This window comes from Actinoplanes sp. URMC 104, from assembly GCF_051386375.1.
Taxonomy (GTDB): Bacteria; Actinomycetota; Actinomycetes; order Mycobacteriales; family Micromonosporaceae; genus Actinoplanes.
Genome location: NZ_JBPQTO010000002.1, coordinates 1,689,490 through 1,713,719, shown reverse-complemented (window position 1 = coordinate 1,713,719; position 24,230 = coordinate 1,689,490). Strand labels below are relative to the sequence as shown.

General features: G+C 70.5%; 21 protein-coding genes and 1 pseudogene. 12 read left to right on the top strand and 10 right to left on the bottom strand.

Going from position 1 to position 24,230, the window contains the following annotated elements:
• Positions 1-86 precede the first annotated feature (86 nt).
• Positions 87-530, top strand: a complete 444-nt coding sequence (locus ACSNN8_RS09000; protein WP_436648182.1) for a DoxX family protein — start codon at positions 87-89, stop codon at positions 528-530.
• A 9-nt stretch (positions 531-539) separates the two neighbouring features.
• Here ACSNN8_RS09000 and ACSNN8_RS08995 read toward each other — a convergent pair whose 3' ends face one another.
• Positions 540-2,291, bottom strand: a complete 1,752-nt coding sequence (locus tag ACSNN8_RS08995) for an acetyl/propionyl/methylcrotonyl-CoA carboxylase subunit alpha (protein ID WP_436648181.1) — start codon at positions 2,289-2,291, stop codon at positions 540-542.
• A 44-nt stretch (positions 2,292-2,335) separates the two neighbouring features.
• On the opposite strand from ACSNN8_RS08995, the gene ACSNN8_RS08990 reads away from it, so the two are divergent.
• From ACSNN8_RS08990 to ACSNN8_RS08980, 3 genes are read left to right on the top strand one after another with little or no spacing between them, the layout of a single operon-like run.
• A complete protein-coding gene (locus ACSNN8_RS08990; RefSeq protein WP_436648180.1) occupies positions 2,336-2,920 on the top strand; it encodes a PadR family transcriptional regulator in 585 nt (194 codons plus the stop codon).
• 42 nt (positions 2,921-2,962) lie between these two features.
• A complete protein-coding gene (locus ACSNN8_RS08985) occupies positions 2,963-3,907 on the top strand; it encodes an ATP-binding cassette domain-containing protein (RefSeq protein ID WP_436648179.1) in 945 nt (314 codons plus the stop codon).
• A 3-nt stretch (positions 3,908-3,910) separates the two neighbouring features.
• Positions 3,911-4,666: an ABC transporter permease gene (locus ACSNN8_RS08980; protein WP_436648178.1), complete on the top strand. Its 756-nt coding sequence runs from the start codon at positions 3,911-3,913 to the stop codon at positions 4,664-4,666.
• A gap of 1 nt (position 4,667) precedes the next feature.
• Here ACSNN8_RS08980 and ACSNN8_RS08975 read toward each other — a convergent pair whose 3' ends face one another.
• The 5 genes from ACSNN8_RS08975 to ACSNN8_RS08955 form a co-directional block, all read right to left on the bottom strand.
• Positions 4,668-5,282 (bottom strand): Maf family protein, encoded by a 615-nt coding sequence (locus tag ACSNN8_RS08975; RefSeq protein ID WP_436648177.1) that lies wholly within the window; start codon positions 5,280-5,282, stop codon positions 4,668-4,670.
• Positions 5,283-5,357: 75 nt separating this feature from the next.
• A complete protein-coding gene (locus tag ACSNN8_RS08970; protein ID WP_436648176.1) occupies positions 5,358-6,389 on the bottom strand; it encodes a S8 family serine peptidase in 1,032 nt (343 codons plus the stop codon).
• A 108-nt stretch (positions 6,390-6,497) separates the two neighbouring features.
• Positions 6,498-7,868, bottom strand: a complete 1,371-nt coding sequence (locus ACSNN8_RS08965) for a hypothetical protein (RefSeq protein WP_436648175.1) — start codon at positions 7,866-7,868, stop codon at positions 6,498-6,500.
• Positions 7,868-8,305 carry a hypothetical protein gene (locus tag ACSNN8_RS08960; RefSeq protein ID WP_436648174.1) on the bottom strand — a complete coding sequence of 146 codons (438 nt, stop codon included), beginning with the start codon at positions 8,303-8,305 and terminating at the stop codon, positions 7,868-7,870. Before ACSNN8_RS08960 ends, ACSNN8_RS08965 begins: the two co-directional genes overlap by 1 nt.
• A 111-nt stretch (positions 8,306-8,416) precedes the next feature.
• Positions 8,417-8,605, bottom strand: coding sequence for an acyl-CoA carboxylase subunit epsilon (locus ACSNN8_RS08955; protein WP_436648173.1), 189 nt, complete (start codon positions 8,603-8,605; stop codon positions 8,417-8,419).
• Positions 8,606-8,775: 170 nt separating this feature from the next.
• Here ACSNN8_RS08955 and ACSNN8_RS08950 point away from each other — a divergent pair.
• From ACSNN8_RS08950 to ACSNN8_RS08935, 4 genes and pseudogenes are all read left to right on the top strand, one after another.
• Positions 8,776-9,649: pseudogene (locus ACSNN8_RS08950) on the top strand (serine/threonine-protein kinase); the annotation flags it as partial.
• 3,332 nt (positions 9,650-12,981) lie between these two features.
• Positions 12,982-13,197, top strand: a complete 216-nt coding sequence (locus ACSNN8_RS08945; RefSeq protein WP_436648172.1) for a hypothetical protein — start codon at positions 12,982-12,984, stop codon at positions 13,195-13,197.
• Between the two features lie 58 nt (positions 13,198-13,255).
• Complete coding sequence (locus tag ACSNN8_RS08940; RefSeq protein ID WP_436648171.1) at positions 13,256-13,987, top strand: M50 family metallopeptidase; 732 nt, start codon at positions 13,256-13,258, stop codon at positions 13,985-13,987.
• 62 nt (positions 13,988-14,049) lie between these two features.
• Positions 14,050-14,709: a M50 family metallopeptidase gene (locus ACSNN8_RS08935; protein ID WP_436648170.1), complete on the top strand. Its 660-nt coding sequence runs from the start codon at positions 14,050-14,052 to the stop codon at positions 14,707-14,709.
• Here the strand turns inward: ACSNN8_RS08935 and ACSNN8_RS08930 are convergent.
• Positions 14,706-16,280: an acyl-CoA carboxylase subunit beta gene (locus ACSNN8_RS08930; protein WP_436648169.1), complete on the bottom strand. Its 1,575-nt coding sequence runs from the start codon at positions 16,278-16,280 to the stop codon at positions 14,706-14,708. The genes ACSNN8_RS08935 and ACSNN8_RS08930 overlap by 4 nt on opposite strands.
• On the opposite strand from ACSNN8_RS08930, the gene ACSNN8_RS08925 reads away from it, so the two are divergent.
• The 3 genes from ACSNN8_RS08925 to ACSNN8_RS08915 are packed head-to-tail and all read left to right on the top strand — an operon-like array spanning position 16,240 to position 20,162.
• Positions 16,240-18,711 carry a hypothetical protein gene (locus ACSNN8_RS08925; protein WP_436648168.1) on the top strand — a complete coding sequence of 824 codons (2,472 nt, stop codon included), beginning with the start codon at positions 16,240-16,242 and terminating at the stop codon, positions 18,709-18,711. The genes ACSNN8_RS08930 and ACSNN8_RS08925 overlap by 41 nt on opposite strands.
• Positions 18,712-18,727: 16 nt before the next feature.
• Positions 18,728-19,579, top strand: coding sequence for a biotin--[acetyl-CoA-carboxylase] ligase (locus tag ACSNN8_RS08920; protein WP_436648167.1), 852 nt, complete (start codon positions 18,728-18,730; stop codon positions 19,577-19,579).
• A gap of 4 nt (positions 19,580-19,583) precedes the next feature.
• Positions 19,584-20,162 carry a PH domain-containing protein gene (locus ACSNN8_RS08915; RefSeq protein WP_436648166.1) on the top strand — a complete coding sequence of 193 codons (579 nt, stop codon included), beginning with the start codon at positions 19,584-19,586 and terminating at the stop codon, positions 20,160-20,162.
• On the opposite strand, the gene ACSNN8_RS08910 is transcribed toward ACSNN8_RS08915, so the two are convergent.
• The 3 genes from ACSNN8_RS08910 to ACSNN8_RS08900 are packed head-to-tail and all read right to left on the bottom strand — an operon-like array spanning position 20,163 to position 22,104.
• Positions 20,163-20,705, bottom strand: a complete 543-nt coding sequence (locus ACSNN8_RS08910; protein ID WP_436648165.1) for a GtrA family protein — start codon at positions 20,703-20,705, stop codon at positions 20,163-20,165.
• 27 nt (positions 20,706-20,732) lie between these two features.
• Positions 20,733-21,275 (bottom strand): GtrA family protein, encoded by a 543-nt coding sequence (locus ACSNN8_RS08905; RefSeq protein ID WP_436648164.1) that lies wholly within the window; start codon positions 21,273-21,275, stop codon positions 20,733-20,735.
• 52 nt (positions 21,276-21,327) lie between these two features.
• Positions 21,328-22,104 carry a sigma-70 family RNA polymerase sigma factor gene (locus tag ACSNN8_RS08900; protein ID WP_436648163.1) on the bottom strand — a complete coding sequence of 259 codons (777 nt, stop codon included), beginning with the start codon at positions 22,102-22,104 and terminating at the stop codon, positions 21,328-21,330.
• Positions 22,105-22,402: 298 nt separating this feature from the next.
• Here ACSNN8_RS08900 and ACSNN8_RS08895 point away from each other — a divergent pair, with 298 nt between their 5' ends.
• Positions 22,403-24,220 (top strand): phosphoenolpyruvate carboxykinase (GTP), encoded by a 1,818-nt coding sequence (locus ACSNN8_RS08895; RefSeq protein WP_436648162.1) that lies wholly within the window; start codon positions 22,403-22,405, stop codon positions 24,218-24,220.
• Positions 24,221-24,230 lie beyond the last annotated feature (10 nt).

Sequence of the window (24,230 nt, the reverse complement as noted above, 5' to 3'; positions counted from 1 at the left end):
TCCTAACTTGCCATTGACAAGATGCCGTCATGCGCGCCATCTTTGCGATGTAAAGATTCTAGTCACTGACAAGATGGGATCGGAAGATGGCGCCGCTCGTCGCTCTGCTCACCGGGTCACTGCTGGCCCGCTCGGTCGGCCTGGTGGGCGTGGACGCCCTGGACGGCTGGTGGCCAGCCCTCCGCGTCGGCCTGGCCCTCATGTTCCTGGTGACCGGCCTGGCTCATTTCGCCCGGGCCCGCAGACAGGGCCTGGTCGCCATGGTGCCCCCGGCCCTGCCGAACCCGGCCCTGCTGGTGACCGTCACCGGGGTCCTCGAGCTGGCGGGCGCCGCCGGGCTGCTGCTCCCGGCCACGGCCCGGCCGGCAGCGGCCTGCCTGGCCCTGCTCATGCTGCTGATGTTCCCCGCCAACTACTCGGCGGCCCGCCGCCGTCTGCAGCTGGGCGGCCGCCCCGTGACCCCGTTGGCCGTCCGGCTCCCCCTGCAGGTGCTCTTCGTCGCCGCCGCCCTCGCCGTGGCGGTGGGGTGACGAAGGCGGTCAGTCGATGCTGCAGATCACCGTGCCCGCGGTGACCGCCTCGCCGACCTGCACCGACAGGCCCGACACGGTGCCCGCCTTGTGGGCCTGCAGCGGCTGCTCCATCTTCATGGCCTCGACGACCACGATCACGTCGCCCTCCGAGACCGAGTCGCCGTCCGCCACGGCCACCTTGACGATCGTTCCCTGCATCGGCGCGGTCAGCCCGGCGCCCCCGGCCTGCGCCTTCGCCGCGCTGCCACCGCGGCGGCTCGCCGGCCGTCCGGGCGCCGCGGCGGTGGCCGGCCCGCCGCGCAGCAGCTTGGCCGGAAGCCGTACCTCGAGACGCTTGCCGCCGACCTCGACCACGACCGTCTCGCGCTCGTCGCCGCCCTGCTCGCCCGCCGCTGCGCCCGCGAAGGGCGGCACGTCCGCGGCCCACTCCGTCTCGATCCATCGCGTGTGGACCGTGAACGGCGACTCGGTGAACGCCGGATCGCGCACCACGGCCCGGTGGAAGGGCAGCACCGTGGCGATCCCCGTGATGACGGTCTCGTCGAGCACCCGGCGGGACCGCTCCAGCGCCTCCTCACGCGTACGCCCGGAAACGATGATCTTGGCGAGCAGGGAGTCGAAGTTGCCGCCGATCACGCTGCCCGCCTCGACCCCGGCGTCGACCCGCACGCCCGGCCCGAGCGGCCACGCGAGCGTCTCCACCGTGCCCGGGGCCGGCAGGAAGCCGCGCCCGGGGTCCTCGCCGTTGATGCGGAACTCGATGGCATGCCCACGCGGCTCCGGATCGGCCGTGAGCTCGAGCGGCTCGCCGTCGGCGATGCGGAACTGCTCGCGGACCAGGTCGAGGCCCGCCGTCTCCTCGCTCACCGGGTGCTCCACCTGCAGACGGGTGTTCACCTCGAGGAACGAGATGGTGCCGTCCTGGCCGACGAGGTATTCGACCGTGCCGGCGCCGTGGTAGCCCGCCTCGCGGCAGATCGCCTTGGCGCTGTCGTGGATGGACGCGCGCTGCTCGTCGCTCAGGAACGGGGCCGGCGCCTCCTCGACCAGTTTCTGATGGCGCCGCTGCAGGGAGCAGTCGCGCGTGCCGACCACGATGACGTTGCCGTGCGTGTCGGCGAGCACCTGCGCCTCGACGTGCCGCGGGCGGTCGAGGTAGCGCTCGACGAAGCACTCGCCCCGGCCGAACGCCGCCACCGCCTCGCGGGTCGCGCTCTCGAACAGGGCCGGGATCTCCTCGGCTGTACGCGCGACCTTGAGACCGCGGCCGCCACCGCCGAACGCCGCCTTGATCGCCACGGGGAGCCCGTGCTCCTCGGCGAACGCGAGGATCTCGGCCGCGTCGGCGACCGGCTCGGCCGTGCCCGGCACCAGCGGGGCGCCCGCCCGCTGGGCGATGTGCCGCGCGGTGACCTTGTCGCCCAGGTCGCGGATCGCCTGCGGGGTGGGGCCGATCCAGATCAGCCCCGCGTCGAGCACCGCCTGGGCGAAATCGGCGTTCTCCGAGAGGAAGCCGTAGCCGGGATGGACGGCGTCGGCGCCGCTGCGCCCGGCGACCTCGATCAGCTTGTCGATGCGCAGGTAGGTCTCGGCGGCGGTCTCACCCCCGAGCGCGTACGCCTCGTCGGCGAGCCGCGCGTGCGGCGCGTCGCGGTCGCTGTCGGCATACACGGCGACGCTGGACAGCCCGGCATCCTGGCAGGCCCGGATGACCCGGACGGCGATCTCGCCACGGTTGGCGATCAATACCTTGCGCACCGCCTGAGCCTAGCGCCAGCGGCCGACAGTTTTACGCTGACGGAGTGTCTGCGACGCGCATGATGATCCTCGGGCTGGTGCAGTGGCTGGAGCCGGTGCACGGCTACGACGTACGCCGGGAACTGCTGAGCTGGAACGCCGACAAGTGGGCCAACGTGCAACCCGGGTCGATCTACCACGCGCTGCGGAAACTGACCGACGAGGGCCTCCTGCTCGAGGTCGCCACGGAGCAGGTCAGTGGCCGCCCCGCACGGACGACGTACAAGATCACCGACAAGGGGAAGGCGGAGTTCCAGTCGTTGCTGCGCAACGGGTGGTGGAACGTGACCCAGCCGGTCGACCCGTTCATGGCCGCGTTCTCCTTCCTGCCGGGGCTGTCCCGCGACGAATCCGTCGCCGCGCTGCGGAACCGGGCGGCTCAGTTGCAGGCCGGCGTCCATCAACTGGAGGCCGCGACCCAGGCCGACTGGGCCGACGACAAGCCGGCGTACGTGGCCTGGATGTGGGAGCGCAGCATCGTCATGGCCGAGGCGGAGATCGCCTGGTGCGAGCGGACCGCGGCGCGCATCGAGACGATGGGCGACGGCTGGCAGACCCTCAACGAGGCCCGCTCGGCGCTCGAGCATTAGTCAAGTTTGACTGATCAAACTTGACGACCGTAGGCTGCGTCCATGATAGAGACTCGCGGGCTGCGCAAGTCGTTCACCTCACGCCAGGGGCGTGACAAAAAGACCGTCGAAGCCGTGCGCGGCGTCGACCTGGAGGTCGCCGAGGGCGAGATCTTCGGCTTCCTCGGCCCGAACGGGGCCGGCAAGACCACCACGCTGCGCATGCTGGCCACGCTGATCGAGCCGGACGACGGCACGGCCATCATCGCCGGCGCCGACCTGCGCGCCGATCCGGGCGAGGTGCGCCGCCGCATCGGCTACGTCGCTCAGGGCGGCAGCACCTGGGACGACTCGACCGCACGCGAGGAGCTGGTGCTGCAGGCGCGGCTCTACGGCGCCTCGAAGTCCGACGCCCATGCGCGGGCGGAACGCGTACTGGAAGGGTTTCAGCTCAGCGAATATGCGGACCGCAAGTGCAAGACGTACTCGGGAGGTCAGCGGCGGCGGGTCGACATCGCGCTCGGCATCATCCACGAGCCGCGGGTCGTCTTCCTCGACGAGCCGACCACCGGCCTCGACCCGCAGAGCCGGGCGCACATGTGGGACGAGATCAGACGGCTGCGCGCGGAGGGCATGACCGTCTTCATCACGACCCATTACCTCGACGAGGCCGACGCGCTCTGCGACCGCATCTCCATCATGGACCACGGCGAGATCGTCGCGTCCGGCACACCGGCCGCGCTCAAGCGCGAGATCTCCGGCGACGTGGTCCGGGTGGGCCTGCCCGTCGACGCGGTCCGACCCGCCGCCGAGGCCCTGAGCACCTACAAGCTCGAGACGTACGAGGACAACGTGCGCCTCTACGTGGAGGACGGCGCGGTCGCCATCCCGCAGATCCTGCGCGCGCTCGACACGGCCGGCGTCCCGCTCGGCACCGTCGAGCTGCACCGCCCCAGCCTCGACGACGTGTTCCTCACCAAGACCGGCCGATCGCTGCGGGAGAACTGAGCCATGAAACTGCTGCGCGACACCTCGCTGATCTTCAACCGGCAGATGCAGTTGCTGCTGCGCAACCCCGTGTGGATCTTCGTCGGCGTCTTTCAGCCGGTGATGTACCTGCTGCTGTTCGCGCCTCTGCTCAAGCCCGCGCTGCAGGTGCGGACCAACGCCGAGGCGTACGAGATCTTCGTGCCCGGCCTGCTGGTGCTGCTCGCCATCTTCGGCGGCCTGTTCCAGGGCTTCGGCCTGATCGCCGAGCTCCGCGCCGGCGTGATCGAACGCTCCCGGGTCACCCCGGTCAGCCGCCTGGCGCTGCTGCTGGGCCGATCGCTGCGCGACGTGGTCTCGCTGATCGCCCAGGCCGTCATCATCACGCTGCTCGCGCTGGTGTTCGACCTGCGCGTCTTCCTGGGCAACCTGCTGCTGGCCTACCTCATGCTCGCGCTGATCTCGCTTATGACCTCGGCCGTCAGCTACGGCGTCGCGCTGGTCGTCAAGAGCGAGGACGCCCTGGCGCCGCTGATGAACACGGTCGCCCAGCCCGTGCTGCTGCTCAGCGGCATCCTGCTTCCTTTGACGTACGCCCCCGGCTGGCTGCAGGGCGTCGCCGACTGGAACCCGTTCTCGTGGGCCGTCAACGGCACGCGGGCGCTCTTCCGCGGTGACCTGGGCGCGCCCGATGTGTGGCAGGGGCTGCTCATCATGGCCGTGCTGGCCGTGGTCGCGGTCGGCTGGGCCGCCCGCGAGTTCGCCCGCAGCGTCCGCTGAGCTACTTGTTCCAGAGGGAGATGTACGGGACTCCCATCTCGGCGAGCAGGCCGCGCAGCAACGGCAGCGACAGCCCGATCACGTTGCCGGGGTCGCCTTCGATCCGCTCCACGAAGGCGGCCCCGCGCCCGTCCAGCGTGAACGACCCCGCCACCTGCAACGGCTCGCCGCTGGCCACGTACGCGGCGATCTCCTCGTCGCTGACGTCCGCGAAGTGCACCGTCGTGCGGCCCACCGCCTCCGCCTGCTGCCCCGTGACCAGGCTCGTCACGTGGTGCCCCGTGTGCAGCACCCCTTGGCGCCCGCGCATGCGCATCCAGCGCTTGGTGGCCTCGTCCGCGTTGGCCGGCTTGCCGAACACCTCGCCCTCGAACGCCAGCACCGAGTCACAACCCAGCACCACCACACTCGGGTCCGCGTTGAGCTGCGCCGCGATCGTGCGCGCCTTCATGCGGGCCAGCGCCAGGCACAACTCCGCCGCGTCGTCGGACTCCACGGTCGACTCATCCACGCCGCTGACCATCACTTCGGCCTCAATCCCGGCGGCGCTGAGCAGGGCCCGCCGTGCCGGGCTGGCCGAGGCAAGAATCAGGCGGTACGCGATGTCCTTCTCCACGCTCCCGAGGCTACAAGCCGTACTGCCTTCGATGGCGCACACAATCCGGCGTTTCCCCACAAACGTGCGGCCGGCTCAGCCCCTACGCCGTCGGCGCAGCACCATCACAGCCAGCACCCCACCGGCCGCGAGGACTCCCGCAAGCCCCCCGAAGAGCAGTACGCTGCCGCCTCCAGCCCGCTCGTCGCTCTTTGCGGCCCCGCTGGTAGGAGTCGCAAACTGCGGACCAACAGCCGTTGCGGTGCCCGTGGCACTGGGGCTAGGCGCTTCTGATTCTTGGCCTTCCAGTGGAGGGACATTGGCTGTGAGCGCTTTGACAATGTTGAGCCGCCCAAACCCACACTCATCGTCCCGCCCAGGAGGCCCAATATCATCCGCGGTCGCGGTCAATCGATGAATGATGTTTTTAGCAGATAATTCAGGAAATTTGGCCCGGACTAAGGCAACGGCCCCGGAGACGATGGCTGTAGCTGGGGAGGTGCCCCCGATGTCGACATACTTTTGCCGTGGCTCCGCAGTCGTGATATCGACACCTGGTGCGCAGATCGCCACCTTGCTGGTTCTCAATGACGAGCGGGTGTAATTGCCGTCTCGGCCGACAGCGCCAACCGCGAGGACGCCATCTATGGCGGCGGGGTATCCAACGACAGCGGAACTCGCGGTATTGCCTACGGAAGCAACGACGACGGCGTCGGAGTCGAGCGCTGAGCTGACAGCGTCTTGGACCTCAAAAGAAGGGCCGATAGCTGCCGATACATTAATTACGGCAGCGTTCCGTTCAGTAGCGTACTGAATCGCTTCCGCCATCTCAGACGCTGGTGCTGCCTTCGAATTGGAAATCTTCAAAGGCAAAATCTTCGACGAGGGGGCGATGCCAAGTACGCCCCGAGTGCCGCGGCCGTGAGCAGCAATTAGCGCTGCCATTTCGGTGCCATGGCCGAAGCGATCGTTCTGGCCGTTGCCATTCTCCCCAGTGACGAAGCTGCTGCCCTTCGCCAAGTTGCGCAGTAGGTCGGGATGAGGGTAAGTGCCAGAGTCGACCACCGCGACCGTTATACCGGATCCCGTACTGATGTCTTGAGAAGCCGTGACCTTCAGGGTCTTCAAGTACCATTGGTCGTCTCGGAATGAATCAGCCTGCGCTGGTTCGGCAGCGAAGATAGCGATATAGGTAAGGCTTATCGTCAAAGCGAAGGCCCTAGGAAGGCGGCTCATCTAGAGTCCGATCGCTGGCCCTGGGTCGACGCGTTGCTCGCGCGCAGGCATGACTACAGGAGAAACGCCCTCAGCGGTCTGCCACGGATTATCTGGATCCCACCTAGTGCTGTTCGCTTCTGAGTCACGGTCCGAACGACGACTGCCAGGTTGTCCGTACGGTGCTGTGGAACTACCAGTCTGCTGAGCGCCGGCGATGCTGCGCGTGCCTGCGTTACCCGACGGCATGTTGTGTCCAATGACGCCGCCGATCGGATTAACTCGACTGGGGGCTGACCGTGTTGAACCTGGTTGACCTAATCCCGCTGCAGGGGTGGCGCCGATCAGTCCTCCGGGCGGCATGACGTGCAGGCTGCCGGGTGCTTGAGTGCCAGCCCGGATCGGTGCCTCCCTCGGGGCACCGGTACCGCGACTTGGAATAGCAGTAGGCCCTCCTCCGGGCGGCAAGATGCCGACATTCGGTGGGACAACGCCGGGATTAGTAATCAAACTCGGAGTGCCGGTCGGCGGAGTTGTAGGAGGTTGGAGAGGCCCGCCGGGCGGTGCGAGGGGAGGCGACGGAGTGGGTGAAATGCCGCCCAAGACAAGACCAGGCTGGGGCGCAGCGGTGACGGGTGGCGTCGTCCCGGCGGGGGGTGGTGAGTTAGTGGGAAACGTCGCGGAAGGGCGCGGCGTCCTTAGGCCGCCTGCCCCGTTGCCTTCAAAGCTTGGTGTGACAGGTGGTATCGGCGGCGCCGTATATTGCTGGCCGTCGTTGGCCTGGCTCACATCATCAGTAAGTACGTGGCGGTACAGAGTTGGCTTTTGAATTCGGACCTGAGCCTGCGCAAGGTCGGCGCTGACGCCGCTTAGCAGGGTTACTGCCTTTTGGTGCAGTTCCTCCTGGCGGCCCGGGGCGACCGGGGGCTGTTCGCCGCTCGGGCTCGGGCTCGGCTGCGGCTGTCCGCTCGTAGCCTGCTGCGCCGCGGAGTAGTCCAGCAGCAACTGCTTGTTCGCCGCGTACTCCTGCGTGATCTTCTCCATGTCCTTCTGGGCGAGGCTCAAAGAGAGCGTCGCCGCCGCGAAGGCGTCGTGGTTGGAGATGGCGGCTTCGTAGGTCTCGGTGAGGTTTGCGATCAGCTCGTCGAGGCGGGCCAGGTAGGCAGCGGACGCCGCATTCTTCTCGGGCGGCCACGCGGCGGCGAGGTTGTCGCGGTAGTTCTGGACCTGCCAGCGGTGCTCGAGGAGCAGATCGGCCGACCTCTTCCAACCCGTGAGCAGCTCGTAGTGCTTCTCGGTGTCGGGATTCTGGATCAGCGCCTGCATCTGCTCGACGGTCATCAGGCCCCAGTCGGTGCCGCCGGCGCCGCCACCGCCTGCCGCGATCAGCATCAGACGTCTCCCTCGGGGGTGGTGGGGGCGATGGCGTCGGGGATGCCGACCCGGTCGAAGGCCTTGTTCACGTCGCTGACCTTGGCGTGCGCGAAGGCGTCGGAGCCGCTGTACTGCTTGCTGATGTCGGCGGCCGCGGTGGCGAAGCTCTGTGTGCCGTTCGCGTAGTTGTAGACGTTCTGGTGGGTGACGTCCTGCGCCTCGTTGTGGGCGGTCAGGAAGGACGTCAGCTCGACGAACTGACCCGGCGGATCGGGCAGGCGGGTCGACATCGACGTCGTGACGTTCGCCAGGTGCGGGGCGTAGCTGTCCTTGACGTTGGCGGCCAGCTTGGCGGCGAACTGCTCCATCGCCCGGATGTCGGCCTCGATGGCGCCGAAGTCGGTGGTGCCGTAGTCGCGCAGCCACGCGGGACCGAGGTCCTCTTCGGGGATCAACTGCGCCTCCTCAGGTCGAACTACGCGAAAGGTCCAACTACGCGAAGCGTCTGTGAGAGTAGTCCGTCACTGCCAGCATCGGGGACCCTGTGGACAGTGACGACGGATGATCTATCGGGGGAGGGCGGACGCCCGCCACGAGCTGGACGGGCGAGCGGCGCGGGCCCACGCCGAGGCGGGGGGCCGTACGGGACCGGTATCAACCTGTCTGGATGCCGCAACCAGCACCGTGAGCAGCGCGGCCAGCTCCGTGTCGGTGGGTTTGCCTCGCACGACGCTGACCAGCGGTTCCTCATTCATCGACCGAGCGTACGACGACGCGCCGTGAAGTCGGTGACACGCATCCCACACTCGGCTGATCGATTCGCTGTCGCTCGACATGACCGGGTATTTTCTCCGTGATGTCTTCCTCTCCCCCGCTCGTAGTCGCTGACCGTTACCGGCTTGTCGCGCCGCTCGGTCAGGGCGGGATGGGTCGTGTCTGGCGGGCGAACGACGTCGTCCTGCACCGTGACGTCGCCATCAAGGAGCTCGTTCCGCCGCCGGGTCTGACCCCGGCCGAGCGGCAGGAGATGCGGGAGCGGTCGCTGCGTGAGGCGCGCGCGATCGCCCGGCTCAACAACATCAACGTGGTCCGCGTCTTCGACGTGCTGCGCACCGACGCCGACCCGTGGATCGTCATGGAGTACGTGCCCTCGCGCTCGCTGCAGGACACGCTGGCCGCCGACGGCCCGTTCAGCCCGGTCCGCGCCGCCGAGATCGGCCTGGGGGTGCTCAACGCGCTGCGGGCCGCTCACCGTGCCGGCGTCGTGCACCGTGACGTCAAGCCCGGCAACGTGCTGATCGGCGCCGAGGGCCGCGTCGTGCTCACCGACTTCGGGCTGGCCACGGTTCCCGGAGACCCCAACGTCACGCGTACGGGCCTGGTCCTCGGCTCCCCTGCCTACATCGCACCCGAGCGGGCCCGCGACGGCTCCGCCGGTCCGGCCGCCGACCTGTGGTCGCTGGGCGCCACGCTCTACGCCGCCGTCGAGGGCGCTTCACCGTTCGCCCGCCCGTCGGCGATCGCCACGCTGGCCGCCCTCGCCACCGAGAACCCTCCGCCCGCGCGCAACGCCGGTCCGCTCAAGCCCGTGCTCAACGGCCTGCTCCGCAAGGACCCCACGCACCGCATCAACGCCGAGGAGGCGGAGCGCCTGCTGCTGCGCGCCGCCGGACGCCGTTCCAAGCTGACGTTCCCGATGAGCCCGACAATGCGCCGCCCCGGTGTGGGCCGCGACCGTACGGCGCTCGCCAGCGGCACGTCCGCGACCCCGGTGGTGCCCGGTCCGCGTCCGCCCGTCGCCCGGCCGACCGGTCCGTCGAGCCCACCTGTTCTTCCCGGTCGCCCCGCGGCAGGCGAGGGCCGGCCGATCTTCGCGCCCGGCAAGGCCCCGGTCGGCCGCCCGGCTCCCGAGACCCCGACCCGCGTCGACGGTCCCAAGCTCGACTCCACGCGCGTCGACGGCCCCGCCGTGCACGACGACAGGACAAGAGTTTTCGGTACGCGTCCCGGCGGGCCGACGACACCCGGGCAGCCTTCGACGCCCGACACGCCGAGGCCCGGTCAGCAGTCCGGCGGCGGCCTTTCCCGTACGTCCCGGGGCGCGCAAGCCGGTTTCACCGCGGCCGACGTCGCCGCGAACCGCCGCAAGAGCGCCGCCCCCGAGCACGAGAAGTCCCTCTCCGACGCGACCACCCTGCTCCCGCGCGTCGGCAACGACGGCCGCCCCAAGGACCAGAAGCCCGCCCCGGCCGACCCCACCACCCTGATCATGCCGCCGGCCAAGGCGCCCTCACCCAAGCCGACTCCGTCGAGCGGCACGTCAACCCCAGCCACGGCGACCCCGTCGCCGGCCGGGACGACGCCTCCTCCGACGCCCGCCAAGACCTCGGCCGGAACGACCTCGGCCGCGACGACGGCGGCGGGAGCCGCAGCCGGCGCCACCGCGACCGAGGCAGCACCGACTGATACGTCGGCTCGCCCAGCGGCGCCCGGTACTTCAGCGGGGACGAAGCCCGGCGGGACCACGGGCGGAGCGGCCCCGGCTGGGCCGACGCAGCTTGGAACGTCGGCCGGGACGACCTCGGACAGGACGGCTTCGCCCGGCACGACGTCGGCGGCGGACACCGAAGACGCCGCGAGTGCTGCCACGAAGCCGGCTTCCTCCAAGGCGGCCGAAATCGCGGTGCCTGTCGACCGGACTACCAGGTCTCCCGCGCCCGTCGACAAGACCACCACGCTTCCCGCCGCCGCCGACAAGACCACCATGCTTCCCGCGGCCGTCGACAAGACGAGCAAGCTTGCCGTGCCTGTGGACAAGACGACCAGGATCTCGGGGCCGGTGGACAAGGCTTCCGGACCGGTCGACGCGACCACCAAGATTGCCGAGCCGGCGAGCGGCGCCGAGGCCGGCGAGACGGCTGCGCCCGCCCAGGGGAGTGGCACCCCGATCCCGGACGCGACTCAGGTCGTCAGCTCGGCTTCTAGCACGCCCACCAAGGGGCGCGGCAAGAACCGCAAGGGACGGACCGCCACCCCGGCGAAGAAGGCCGCCGCCGCGGAGTCGCCCGCCCGGACGGAGCAGCCGACCGACAAGGCGTCCGGATCGTCGGCCGACAGCGCGGCCGCGACAACGGCGGCCGGGTCGGGAGTCGACAGCGCGGCCGCGACAACGGCAGCCGGGTCAACAGCCGACAGGACGGCAACGACAACGGCAGCCGGGTCAACAGTCGACAGGACGGCAACGACAACGGCCGCCGGGTCGGCAGTTGACGGCGCGGCCGCGACAACGGCCGCCGGGTCGGCGACGACGGCTGCTGATCCTGCGGCGACGACGGCTAGTGGATCGATCGCGGCGACGGCGGGAAGCTCAAGCGACGCCGCGGTTGACGACACCGGCAAGTCTGCGCCGACCTCGACCGACGATGCGAAAGCGCGGACGGCCGACGGGGTCAAGGACGACAACCGGGCCGCTCCCTCGGATAGCGGCGCCAAGACGGCGGCCGCGAAGGCTGTAGGAGACGCGACCGAGACCGGTGCGACTACTGCCGCGGGCAAGGCCGCCAAGACGACGCCCGGGTCCACCGGTGAGTCGACCGCCAGGGGCAAGGCCGCCGACGCGACGTCCGGGTCTGCTTCCGCCGCGGAGACCGCCGACGCAAAGGCCTCGAGCGTCGCCGCCGACTCGACGGCCGGTACAGCGTCCGGCGCGGAGGCTGCTGGAACGAGGGCTGCCGGGTCGACCGCAGGAACGGCATCCACCGCAGGGGCCTCCGGGCCGACGGCCGGCACGGCATCCACCGCACGGGCCGGCGGGTCGACGGCTGGCACGGCATCCGCCGCAGGCGCCGCCGGCTCGACGGCAGGCCCGGCATCTGCCGGGGTGAACGCCGGGACGACGGCTGCCGACGCAACGGCCGGCACGGCGTCCGACGAGGCGAACACAGGGACGAAGGCGGCCGGTGCGGCGTCCGCTGCCAAGACCGCGGAGACGAAGGACGCCGAGGCGCCCGGGGTGAACGACGCGGCGACGGCCGGGTCGGCGACCGCTGAGCAGCGCGTCGGTGCGACGGCCGAGCAGGCATCCGCCGGTGAGAACGCCGAGCCTACGACCGGGTCGGCGGGAACCGGAGAAGCAAAGACCACCGCCGGGTCAGCGCCCGCTCGGCAGAGCGCCGAATCCCAGCCGGCGGCTGCCAAGAGTGGTGCCGGGAGCAAGAGCGGGGACGCTACGGTTTTCGTCCCGGCGGCGCGGACCCCGGAGCGGGCCGACGACGACCTCGACCAGCTCACGCCGCTGCCGGCGTTCAACCGGCCCAGCCGCCCGGCCTGGGTGCCGATGCCGGTGGGGCAGACTCCGGGCATCACGGTGTTCGGCACGCGGCTCACGTACGGCCAGGCAGCGGTCGGCGGAGGTGTGCTCCTGCTGATCGTGGTGCTGCTGATCGTCGCGATCGTGAACGCCGTGGGGGACGACGACCCGCAGGCCGGCTCGGATCCTTCGGCCGTGCCGACCGCTTCGGCGCCGGTCGCAGCCGCTCCCACGGGGACCACGGCGAGCCAGGCGCCGACGAGCACCCCGCCGACGAGTGCCGCACCGTCGTCGGCGCCGCCGTCGAGCCCGGCGTTCACGCTGCCCGCGGGCTGGAAGATGCATGCGGACGGCAGCGGCTTCAAGGTGCCGATCCCGAACGGCGCCCAGATCAGCCGGGACAAGCGGGAGCTCGAGTTCCGCTGGAACAACCGGCTGCTGCGGATCGACCAGACCGACGACCCCGAGTCCGACGCGCTCGCCGACTGGCAGCAGCAGGAGCGGGAACGGTCGAACGGCTACTACGACAACTACCGCAAGGTGCGGCTCGAGCGCGTCAAGAACTATTTCCAGGACGCGGCCGACTGGGAGTTCTACTACACCACCAGTACGGGCAACGACCAGCACGCCGTCAAGCGCAACATCATCGTCAACGGCAACCAGGCGTACGCGCTCTCCTGGTACGTCTCCCCGGACGACTGGAAGGCCTCCCAGAGCGATTTGCAGGCCATCTACCAGGGGTTTCAGCCCAAGAAGTAACCTGCGCGAGTGACGAGCGGCATGAATGGGTAATTCATGTGGCACCACATACGGAGGTGCGACATGAGCTGCCGACGACACGGCAGGAAGCCCACGCTGGCGCTGTGGATGCTCGTGGCCGTTGCTGACCTGGCCATCCTCGCCGCCGCCACGGGCGTGCTCGCCATGGTTGCCATCGTTGCCCTGCTGGCCGTCTTCGCCGGCGGCGTGTACGCGGCCCGCCAGCTCACCAAGCGAGCCGAAGCGCCCGCCGAGGCCGTCGTCCGCCGCCGCGCCTGACACTCGTCCGAGCGCTGAGACAGAGGTCCCATAGCGTGATCGGATACAGTTCCGCGCTGTGTCGATCGACGGTGTGACTGACCTCTGGGGCGAGCTGCTCGGCGCCCAACCGGACCCGCCCGGCCTGCTCGTGCTGCTCACGGCCCTGGCAGGACTGCTCGCGGTGGCGTACCGCCCGGTCTGGCGGGTCGCCCGCAACGCGGTCACGATCGCGCACGAGGGCGGGCACGCGCTGTTCGCCCTGCTCACCGGCCGGCGCCTGCGAGGCATCCGGCTGGAGTTCGACACGTCGGGGCTGACACTCTCGTCTGGCCGCCCCACCGGGCTCGGCATGATCCTCACGCTGCTCGGCGGCTACATCGCGCCGTCGCTGGTCGGCGTGCTCGGCGCCTGGCTGCTCGGCGGCAACCGCATCACACTGCTGCTCTGGCTGGCGGTCGTGCTGCTGCTGCTCATGCTCATCAACGTCCGGAACCTGTTCGGCGTGGTGTCGCTCGTGGTCACCGGCGCGATCGTCTTCGCCGTGTCGTGGTTCGCCGGGCCCGAGGTGCAGGCGGCTTTCGCGTACGCCGGGGTCTGGTTCCTGCTGTTCGGCGGCGTACGCCCGGTCTTCGAGCTGCAGAGTCTGCGCCGTCGCGGCCGGATGCCGGGCTCGGACGCCGACCAGCTCGCCCACATCACCCACGTGCCGGCCGTGTTCTATGTCGGCCTCTTCCTGATCGTCAACCTGGCGGCGCTCGCCGTCGGGGCGTTCCTGCTGGCCGGCCAGTGGCTTCCGGAAACGGTATGACGCGGAATCCATCGTCCCAACGGTCGATGGAACGGGTGCGCCCTCGGCATTAGCTTCCGGGCATGGCCGACCCGGGATTGGCTTGGACGACGGCGGTGGTCGCGTTTGTGGCCGCCGTTCCTTTGTGGCGGTACACGACCCACGCCATCACGATCGCCCACGAGGGCGGCCACGCGATGTTCGGGTCGTTGACCGGTTTGTTCGTCAAGCGGATCACCGTGAAGCCCGGCGGGGCGGGCGGGACGTCGTTCCGGCAGGAGAAGTGGGGTTTCTTCCAGACCCTCGCCGCGGGCCTGGCGGGCTACCTCGGCCCGTCGATCTTCGGCCTCGCCGGCGCCTGGATGCTGGTGCACGACATCAGCCCGCGGTCGATCCTGCTGATGACGCTCGTGCTGATGGCGATGCTGCTGGTCATGGTCCGCAACTTCTTCGGGTTCATCGCGGTGCCGTTGACCGGGTTGCTGGTGTGGACGGTGGCGATGCGGGCCGACGAGAACGTGCAGCTCGTCTTCACGTACATCTGGGTCTGGTTCCTGCTGATGGGCGGCACCCGGCAGATTCCCGAGCTGTATTCGAACTGGAAGGCGGGCGGGGAGGCCGACACCGGCCACCTGTCGAAGGCGACCGGTCTCTCGAGTGCGTTCTTCGTGGCCCTGTTCTGGGCCGGTTCGATGGCCGCGCTCGTCTACGGCGGCGTCCTGCTGCTGCGCAACCCGCTCTAGAGCGGAATGTTGCCGTGCTTCTTGGGCGGCAGGGTCTCGCGCTTCGTCCGCAGCGTGCGCAGCGCCCGGGTGACCTGCGCGCGCGTCTGCGACGGCATGATCACCGCGTCCACGTAGCCCCGCTCGGCCGCGACGTACGGGTTGGCGAGCGTGTCCTCGTACTCCTGGATCAGCTCGGAGCGCCGCGCGGCCGGGTCCTCGGCCGTGGCCAGCTCACCGCGGTACAGGATGTTGACCGCACCCTGCGCGCCCATCACGGCGATCTGCGCGGTGGGCCAGGCGAAGTTGAGGTCGGCGCCGAGGTGCTTGGAGCCCATCACGTCGTACGCCCCGCCGTACGCCTTCCGCGTGATCACCGTGACCTTCGGGACGGTCGCCTCGGCGTACGCGTAGATCAGTTTGGCCCCGCGCCGGATGATGCCGTCCCACTCCTGCGAGGTGCCGGGCAGGAACCCGGGCACGTCGACGAACGTCACAACGGGGATGTTGAACGCGTCGCACGTGCGCACGAAGCGTGCCGCCTTCTCCGACGCCGCGATGTCGAGCGTGCCCGCCAGGTGCATCGGCTGGTTGGCGACCACCCCGACCGGGCGTCCCTCGACCCGCCCGAAACCGACCACGATGTTCTGCGCGTAGAGCGGCTGCACCTCGAGGAAGTCGTCCACCACCGTCTCGACGACTGCCTTGATGTCGTACGGCTGGTTGGCCGAGTCCGGGATAAGCGTGTCGAGCGCGAGATCGTCGTCCGACGGCGACAGGTCGGCAGGCATCTCGAACACGGCCGGGTCGTCCAGGTTGTTGGACGGCAGGTAGGACAGCAGCGCGCGCACGTAGTCGATCGCGTCGTCCTCATCGGAGGCGAGGTAATGCGCGTTTCCGCTGCGCGAGTTGTGCGTGCGGGCGCCGCCCAGCTCCTCGAAGCCCACCTCTTCGCCGGTCACCGTCTTGATCACGTCGGGGCCGGTGATGAACATGTGCGACGTCTGGTCGACCATCACGGTGAAGTCGGTGATCGCGGGGGAGTAGACGGCGCCGCCCGCGCACGGACCCATGATCAGCGAGATCTGCGGGATGACGCCGCTGGCCCGCACGTTGCGGAAGAAGATGTCGGCGTAGAGGCCGAGCGCCACCACGCCCTCCTGGATGCGGGCGCCGCCGGAGTCGTTGATCCCGATGATCGGGCAGCCGATCTTCATGGCGAGGTCGAGCACCTTGACGATCTTCTCGCCGAACACCTCACCGAGCGAACCGCCGAACACGGTGAAATCTTGCGAGAACACGCAGACCTGACGGCCGTCGATGGTGCCGTAGCCGGTGACCACCCCGTCGCCGTACGGGCGGTTCTTCTCCAGACCGAAGTTGGTGGATCGGTGCCGCGCCAGCTCGTCGAGCTCCACGAACGAGCCCTCGTCGAGCAGCATCTCGATGCGCTCGCGAGCCGTTTTCTTGCCGCGGGCGTGCTGTTTCTCGACCGCGCGGGCCGAGCCGGCGTGCACGGCCTCGTCGGTGCGCCGGGCGAGGTCGGCGAGCTTGCCGGCCGTGGTGTGGATGTCGGCCTCGAAGGTGGTCACGCTCGTTCCCTCACGCTCTCCGCGGGCTGTACTCGTCGGTAATGATCGTAGTGCCCTACCAGGGGTCACGGCGGGGCGTGCGCGTTTCGCACGCAATGCCCCATTCGTTACCCGTGGCGTGACCAACTGGATGACCGCGGCCGGCATCGCCCTCATCGCCGGGGGGCTCGCCACGCTGATCTGTTTCCGTTCGGTGCTGTTCGACCGCGGCAGCCGGCGGGCGGGGCGCCGCACCCGTGTCGTCCAGGTGGCCGCCGTCCAGTCCGTCATCGTCCAGCCCGTCGCCGTCCAGACTTCGCCCGTCCAGTCCGCGCGCCGTGGGCGGAGGACCCGTCGACGGAGCCGGGCGGGCGCCTCTGTCGATCCCGGTGGCGTCGCGCCGACCGGCACGGAGCCGCCGGCCGAGGAGGAGGCGCCGAGCGCCCTGGATTTCCTGGGCCTGGCCGAGCAGGACGACCGCCCGCTGGATCCTTTCCCGTACGGGGCGGAGCCGGGCGACCTTGAGCCGGAGCCCGAGCCGGCGTTCGCCCACGACCCGGAGTTCGAGCCCCCGCTGGGCGGCGACCACGACCCCGAGTTTGAGCCCTCGCCGGGCGGCGGTCGCGACTCGGCGTTCGAGCCCGCACCGGCGCTCGACTTCGATTCCGAGCCTGCACCGGCTATGGGCCGGAAGCCAAGGTCGGCGTTCGAAGCCGGGGCCGCGTTCAAGCCGAGGTCGGCGTTCGAGTCCGAGCCCGCGCTTGCCTATGAGGAGGACGCCGGGCAGGCATATAGGAGGCGGTCGGCGGCGGCGCCGGAGGGAGAGGCCGCGCCGCCCTTCAACAGCGACTTCGCGGCTGCGTTCGAGCCGGAGCCCGCGCCGGGATCCGAGCCGGCGCCGGACTTTGCGCCCCAACTCGAGCCGGACTTCGCGCCGGAGCTCGAGCCTGGGGTGGAGCGTGACTTCGCGCCGGAGCTCGAGCCTGGGGTGGAGCGAGACTTCGCGCCGGAGCTCGAGCCTGCACTCGAGCTGGACCTCGCGTCGGAACTCGCGCCGGGCTCGGAGCCGGCCGTCGAGCGGGACTTCGCAGCGGCGTTCGAGCCTTCGCTCGGCGGCGACGACGTCGAAGGGCAGGCCCAGGACAGCATCGAGCCGTCCTATCCGGCCGACCGCCACGGTCACCGGATCGCCGGCTGGGTGCGGCCCGAATACCGGCACGTGCCCGTGGAGCCGCCGGCGGGCGAGTACTGGATGCCGATCCCGGTCGATCTGGAGCCCGACCCCGAGCCGTCGGCCAAGGGATACGGCTGGCCCGCTCCGGTCGAACGGCTCCCGGCCGCCGGGGACTACGAGCCGGGCACCGGCGTCGACCTGGCGCCGGTCGAGCACGAGCCCACCGAGGTCGTCATGTCGGCCGCCGACCTGCGGGCCCAACGCGCCAACCGCGCCCACCCGACCGGCAGCTGGCCGGCCCGCGACGAGAAGCGGGCCCGCGGCGCCAGGCGGCGCGACGACTGGTCGGATTCCGGCGAAAAGCCAGGGCGCGAGCAGAGCCCCCGCAACGACTGGACGGCGCGCGACGACAAGCAGGCGCGGGAGGACAGCGCCTCGGTCGACTGGCCGGCGCGTGACGACAAGCGGGTCCGCGAGGGCGGCGCGCGTGGTGATTGGCCGGCGCGCGATGAGAAGCGGGCTCGTGAGCAGGGGATGCGTGGCGACTGGGCGGCTCGCGACGAAAAGCGAGCACGCGAAGCGACAGCGCGCGAGGGGACAGCGCGCGAGGGGACAGCGCGCGAGGGGACAGCGCGCGAGGGGACAGCGCGCGGCGAGAGGCAGGGCCGCGAGCAGAGGGCGCGCGAGGACTGGCGGCTCGGGGCGGACAGGGCGCGGAACGACTGGACGGCCCGCGACGAGAAGCGAGCCCGCGAAGGAAAAGCGCGCGGCGAGAGGCCGCTCGACGACTGGAGGACCCGGGACGAGAAAGCCTGCGACCAGAACGCCCGGGACGAGAGTCTCCGCGACGAAAGGGCCTACGGCGAGAGGCCCCCGGGCAGGAACGCCGACAACGAGGTCGCCCACGGCGAGGGGACGCGCGGCGAGAGGCTCGTCAACGATCACCGGGTCCGCGACGAGTGGAAGGTCCGCGACGACAAGCGGGCGCTCGACGAGTGGCGCGCCCGGGACGACAAGCGGGCCCGGGAGGACCGGCGCTTCCGGGAGGACCGCAGGCGCCGCGACCGGCCCCAGGCTCGTGAGTGGCGCACGGAGAACGAGATCGTCCCGGGGCGGCGGCGGGCGGACGGCACGCAGGTCTTCGCGGGCGTGACCGAGGAACCGCCGGCCGCCCCGAGGCGGCGGCCCCGGCCGCGGCCCCGCCCGTCGGCGGAGCCGGCGGACCGCAGCACCACCGTCTATGTCAGCCGTCACGCCGCGGAGCCGCCGCCCCGCTAGCGGCTAGGCTCGGCAGATGGCCTCGCCGTTCACCGACCTCGACCGCCCGCCGCTGTCGCCGCGCTCGCTCGAACGGGCGCTGGTGACGCCCGGCGCGCTGTGGTCGCGCATCGACGTCCGCGCCGAGACGGCCTCCACCAACGCCGACGTGGCAGCCGCGGCGGTCAAGGGTGACCCGGAGGGGCTGGTGGTCGTCGCCGAGCAGCAGACCGCCGGGCGGGGGCGCCGGGACCGTCAGTGGACCTCGCCGGCCCGCGCCGGTCTCACGCTCAGTGTCCTGCTGCGGCCGGGCCGCGCCGACGCGGAGCGGAACTGGCCGACGCTGCAGACGGGCGCGTTCGCGTGGCTGCCGCTGCTGGCTGGCGTGGCGCTGCGGGAGGCCGTCGAGCGGGTGGCCGAGGTCGACGCGTCCCTGAAGTGGCCCAACGACCTGCTGGTGGACGGCGGCAAGTGCGCCGGCATCCTGGCCGAGGCGATCGGCGACGCGGTGGTGATCGGGATCGGCCTCAACGTGAGCACCCGCGCCGAGGAGCTTCCGGAGACGACCGGGCTGCCCGCCACGTCGCTGCGCGTGGCCGGGGCCGCCGTCACCGACCGTGACCCGCTGCTGCGGGCGCTGCTGCGCGGGCTGGCGTCGTGGTACGCGGGCTGGCGTGAGGCCGGCGGCGACGCGGAGATGTCGGGGCTGCTCGCGGCGTACCGGCGGGGGTGCGCGACGATCGGCCGGCAGGTGCGGGTGCTGCTGCCCGCGGGCGAGACGCTGACCGGCGAGGCGACCGACGTGGACGGCGACGGCCGGTTGGTCGTCCGGACGGCGGACGGCGAGCAGCATCGCGTCTCGGCGGGTGACGTGCTGCACGTACGCTGACCGCGTGGCGTTCCCGGAGGAAGTGCTGGCGGGCGAGGAGAAGCTGGTCCTTCACCTGCATCCGCATTGGAAGGCGGCCGTACGGCCCGGGTTTCTCGTGCTGCTCGCGGTGGTCGTGACCGCCGTGGCGTGGGTGATGCTGCCCGGCGACGACGGCGGGCACATCGCGTTCGCGGTGGTCGCCGCCATCATGCTCTACCAGGGCGTCCGGTACGGCGTGGCGCCGCTCGTGGTCTGGCGGTGCACCCACTACGTGCTGACCGACGAGCGGATCCTGCTGCAGGACGGTGTCATCGCCCGCGAGCGGCGCGACCTGCCGCTCAACCGCGTCAACGACCACGTGGTCAGCCAGTCGCCGCTGGACCGGCTGTTCGGCTCGGGCACGCTGCGGGTCGACTCGATCGGCGAGCAGGCCGCGATCCTGAACTCGGTGCCGCGCGCCCAGCAGGTGCAGACGCTGCTCTACGAGCTGATCGAGCAGGACCGCCTGCGGCACCCCGAGGACGACGAGGACGACGCCGGCGACGAGCCCGCAATCCCCGTACAGCGGAAGGGCTTTTTCCGGCGGCGGGCCGCGGGCTGATCAGCGGCGGGCGTCGAGCTGCGCGATGCCGTCGGGCTCGTCCTCGGTGCTGAGCTCGGCCAGGCCGGCCACCGCGTCGAGCTCGGCCAGGTCGGCCTCGTGGCCGTCGACGGGCGGCTTGAGGAAGACGAACGTGCGGTAGGCCCAGAAGCGGAACACCGTCGCCACCACGATGCCGGCCAGGGTGACGGCCATGAACGCGACCTCGTCGTGCTCCTCGGTCAGGCCGAAGCCGTACTTGCCGATGGCGATGGCGCCGGACTGGATGACCATGCCGACGAGGTTGAAGCCGAAGAACAGCGTGTACTCCCGCCGCAGCGCGGTGCGGCTGTGGTTGCGGTAGGTCCAGTACCGGTTGGCGATGTACGCCAGCGTGGTCGTCACGACGGTGGCGATGACGCTGGCCTTGACCGCGCCGATCGGCAGCGCGACCCACGTGATCGCCATGTAGAGCAGCGTGTTACCAGCGCCGATGACGCCGAACGCCAGAACTTCGGGAGCGAGACGGCGTACGTGTTCCGTCAGCGCACGAGCTGAGGGCATTGGGCAACCTTACGGGAGAGGGGGCTGTTACGCCGTGTCACGGACGGGGGACGGGGGCGACGTCACATTCGCCGCGCGGTGCTCCTGTCGTGACGGCGTGCCCGGCGGGGCCGCGGCCGGGAAGACGAACCGGCGGTAAGACCAGAAACGGAACAGCGAGCCGGCCGCGGTGCCGACCAGCTGCCCCGAGATGTTGTCCGCGAGCTGGGTCTGGAAGACGGGGGAGAGCTGTCCGAGACCGTAGTGGCTGATCGCCAGGCAGGTGAGCCCGATGCCCAGCCCTATGGCGTTGAGCACGAAGAACACCGTGTATTGCCGGGCCATGTTGGTGTGGGCGCGGTCGCGCCAGGTCCAGAACCGGTTGCCCGTGAAGGCGACGGTGGTCGCGATGACGGTCGAGATGGTCTTGGCGATGAGCGTCTCGAAGCCCGACTGGAGCAGCACGTTGAAGATCACCGTGTCGATGGCGAACGAGATGCCGCCGACGGTGCCGAACTTGCCGAGCTCGCGGATCAGGGCCCGGAACCGGGAGCGCAGGCCGGAGCGCTGCGTCGTCGAGGTTTCGGGCACGCTTGCGAGAGTACCGGGGGTAGTCACGGGCCGCCGTTTTCGTTGGCGAGTCTTAACCGCTGGACCCCGCATGGTGACGCTGCCGGTACGGAGGGTGGATCCGGCTGATCTCGGCGATCTCCGCCACCCGCTTGCGGCACTCGGCGCACCACCCCAGGTGGCCGCGCATCCGGCTGCGGTCCCGCGACGCGAGCCGTCCGCGCAGGTGGACGCCGAGCCGGTCGCCGGCCCAGCGGCACTCCGGATGCTCGGCGGTGGTCACGTGCTGCTGCAGATAGAGGCTGCGCAGGCCCTCGCGGGCGCGGTGGGCCAGCACCGCGACGGCGTTCGGCGTCATGCCGAGCATCCCGGCCACCTCGGCGGGGCTGTTGCCCTCCACGGCGGTCTGCCACAGCACGTCGCGCCAGCGCTCGGGCAGCTGGCGGAAGGCGGCGGCCGCATATGCGCGCTCCAGCCGGTCGAGCGCCGGGTCGGTGTAGGGCTGGCCCTCGTCGTACCGGGTCAGGTCGTCGGTGAACTCGAGCCGCCGGTCCCGCCGCGCCCGGTGGTAGCAGACGTGCCGCATGGTCGTGTGCAGGTAGGCGCGGAAGGCGACCAGCGGGCCCCGGCCGGCGCGCAGCGAGGCGAACACCTTGGCGAACGTCTCGGCGACCAGGTCGTCCACGTCGGCCGGGTCGCTGGCCAGCCCGTACGCCAACTGGCGCGCAGCCGCCCGATGCCGTTGGAAGAGCGTGCCGTACGCCGCGGTGTCGCCCGCCCGGACGGCGGCCAGCAGGTCGGTGTCCGGTGGCTCGGGGCTGCCGTCCGGCTCGCTGCCCGGGATCGTCATTCCTGCCTCCTACGGCGGGAGTAAGAGGAAAGCCCGTTACCAGCAAGCTTAGGCTGTTAAGTCCGCTTTGCCCAAGTCGGCATGGGCTCGGGCGCGCCCCGGCATTTGCGCGGAACTGCGCCGTACGGCGAAGAATCGATCGTGGATGCGCAGGAGTGCCAAAGATTGTGCGGTTATCCACAGCAACGGCCGATGAACTGAACGTGTCTGCGGCTTAGTCTGAGCGCACTCCCCAAGACCCCGGCGCCGGCCACGGCTCCCCGTGGTCATTGGTCAGCGCCGACCGAAGGAGATCGCTTTGACCGCAACCGTCCCCACCCACGCCCCCACGTCGCACGGCCGCCTGCTGGCCTGGATCGACGAGATCGCCGCCCTGACCACCCCCGAGCGCATCGTCTGGTGCGACGGATCGCAGGACGAGTGGACCACGCTCACCGACGCGCTGGTCGAGTCCGGCTCGCTCGTGCGCCTCGACCCCGTCAGGAAGCCCAACTCCTTCTGGGCCCGCACCGACCCCGGCGACGTCGCCCGGGTCGAGGAGCGCACGTTCATCTGCTCCGCCGACGAGGCCGACGCCGGTCCCACCAACAACTGGATGGATCCGGCGCGGATGAAGGCGACGATGACCGCGCTCTACCGGGGCTGCATGCGCGGCCGCACGATGTACGTGGTGCCGTTCTGCATGGGCCCGCTCGACGCCGAGCGACCGATGTTCGGCGTGGAGCTGACCGACAGCCCGTACGTCGTGGCCAGCATGCGGATCATGACGCGGATGGGAACCGCGGTGCTCGAGGCGATGGGCGACGACGCCGACTTCGTGCCCGCGCTGCACTCGGTCGGCGCGCCGCTCGAGCCCGGACAGCAGGACGTCGCCTGGCCGTGCAACGAGACCAAGTACATCTCGCACTTCCCCGAGACCCGCGAGATCTGGTCGTACGGCTCCGGGTACGGCGGCAACTCGCTGCTGGGCAAGAAGTGCTACGCGCTGCGGATCGCCAGCGTGGCCGCCCGCGACGAGGGCTGGCTCGCCGAGCACATGCTCATCATGAAGCTGACCTCGCCCGAGGGCCGGGTCCGCTACATCGCCGGCGCGTTCCCGTCGGCGTGCGGCAAGACCAACCTCGCGATGCTCGAGCCGACGCTGCCCGGCTGGAAGGTCGAGACGGTCGGCGACGACATCGCGTGGATGCGGTTCGGCCCCGACGGCAGGCTGTGGGCCACCAACCCCGAGTTCGGCCTGTTCGGCGTGGCGCCCGGCACCGACTTCCACACCAACCCGAACGCCATGCGCACGCTGGCCCGCGGCAACTCGGTCTTCACCAACGTGGCGCTGACCGACGACGGCGACGTGTGGTGGGAGGGCATGGGCACGCCGCCGGCCCACCTGACCTCCTGGCGCGGCGAGGACTGGACCCCCGGCTCGCCGACTCCGTCGAGCCACCCCAACAGCCGGTTCTGCACGCCCATCGAGCAGTGCCCGATCCTCGCCGACGAATACCACGACCCGCGCGGCGTGCCGATCGACGCGATCCTGTTCGGCGGCCGCCGCAAGACCACGATCCCGCTGGTCACCGAGGCCCGCGACTGGGTGCACGGCGTCTATCTGGGCGCCACGCTGTCGAGCGAGACCACCGCCGCGGCGGTCGGCCAGGTCGGCGTCGTGCGCCGCGACCCGATGGCGATGCTGCCGTTCATCGGCTACCACGCGGGCGACTACTTCCAGCACTGGATCGACATGGCCAAGGGCGCGCCCGGCGACGCGCTGTCGCTACCCAGGGTCTTCTACGTCAACTGGTTCCGCCGCGGCGACGACGGCCGGTTCCTGTGGCCGGGCTTCGGCGAGAACAGCCGCGTTCTCAAGTGGATCGCCGAGCGGCTCGACGGCACCGGCGAGGCGGTCGAGACCCCGATCGGCCACGTGCCCACCCCGGCGGCGATCGACCGTACCGGCCTCGAGCTGTCCGACGCCGACCTCGAGGCCGTGCTGCGGGTCGACCGTGAGGAGTGGCTGGCGGAGATCCCGCAGGTCACCGAGTGGTTCACGAAGTTCGGCGACAAGCTGCCCACCGTGTTGTGGGCCGAGCTGGACGCGTTGCGCGCCCGCCTCGCGGAATGACGCGCGCGCC

Bases quoted from the DNA above. Each gene is read 5' to 3' on its own strand.
- ACSNN8_RS08965 (WP_436648175.1), bottom strand. From the start codon at position 7,868: ATGCTGATCGCGGCAGGCGGTGGCGGCGCCGGCGGCACCGACTGGGGC.
- ACSNN8_RS08900 (WP_436648163.1), bottom strand. From the start codon at position 22,104: ATGACGATCCCGGGCAGCGAGCCGGACGGCAGCCCCGAGCCACCGGAC.
- ACSNN8_RS08980 (WP_436648178.1), top strand. From the start codon at position 3,911: ATGAAACTGCTGCGCGACACCTCGCTGATCTTCAACCGGCAGATGCAG.
- ACSNN8_RS08985 (WP_436648179.1), top strand. From the start codon at position 2,963: ATGATAGAGACTCGCGGGCTGCGCAAGTCGTTCACCTCACGCCAGGGG.
- ACSNN8_RS08945 (WP_436648172.1), top strand. From the start codon at position 12,982: ATGAGCTGCCGACGACACGGCAGGAAGCCCACGCTGGCGCTGTGGATG.
- ACSNN8_RS08910 (WP_436648165.1), bottom strand. From the start codon at position 20,705: ATGCCCTCAGCTCGTGCGCTGACGGAACACGTACGCCGTCTCGCTCCC.
- ACSNN8_RS09000 (WP_436648182.1), top strand. From the start codon at position 87: ATGGCGCCGCTCGTCGCTCTGCTCACCGGGTCACTGCTGGCCCGCTCG.
- ACSNN8_RS08935 (WP_436648170.1), top strand. From the start codon at position 14,050: ATGGCCGACCCGGGATTGGCTTGGACGACGGCGGTGGTCGCGTTTGTG.
- ACSNN8_RS08955 (WP_436648173.1), bottom strand. From the start codon at position 8,605: ATGAATGAGGAACCGCTGGTCAGCGTCGTGCGAGGCAAACCCACCGAC.
- ACSNN8_RS08920 (WP_436648167.1), top strand. From the start codon at position 18,728: ATGGCCTCGCCGTTCACCGACCTCGACCGCCCGCCGCTGTCGCCGCGC.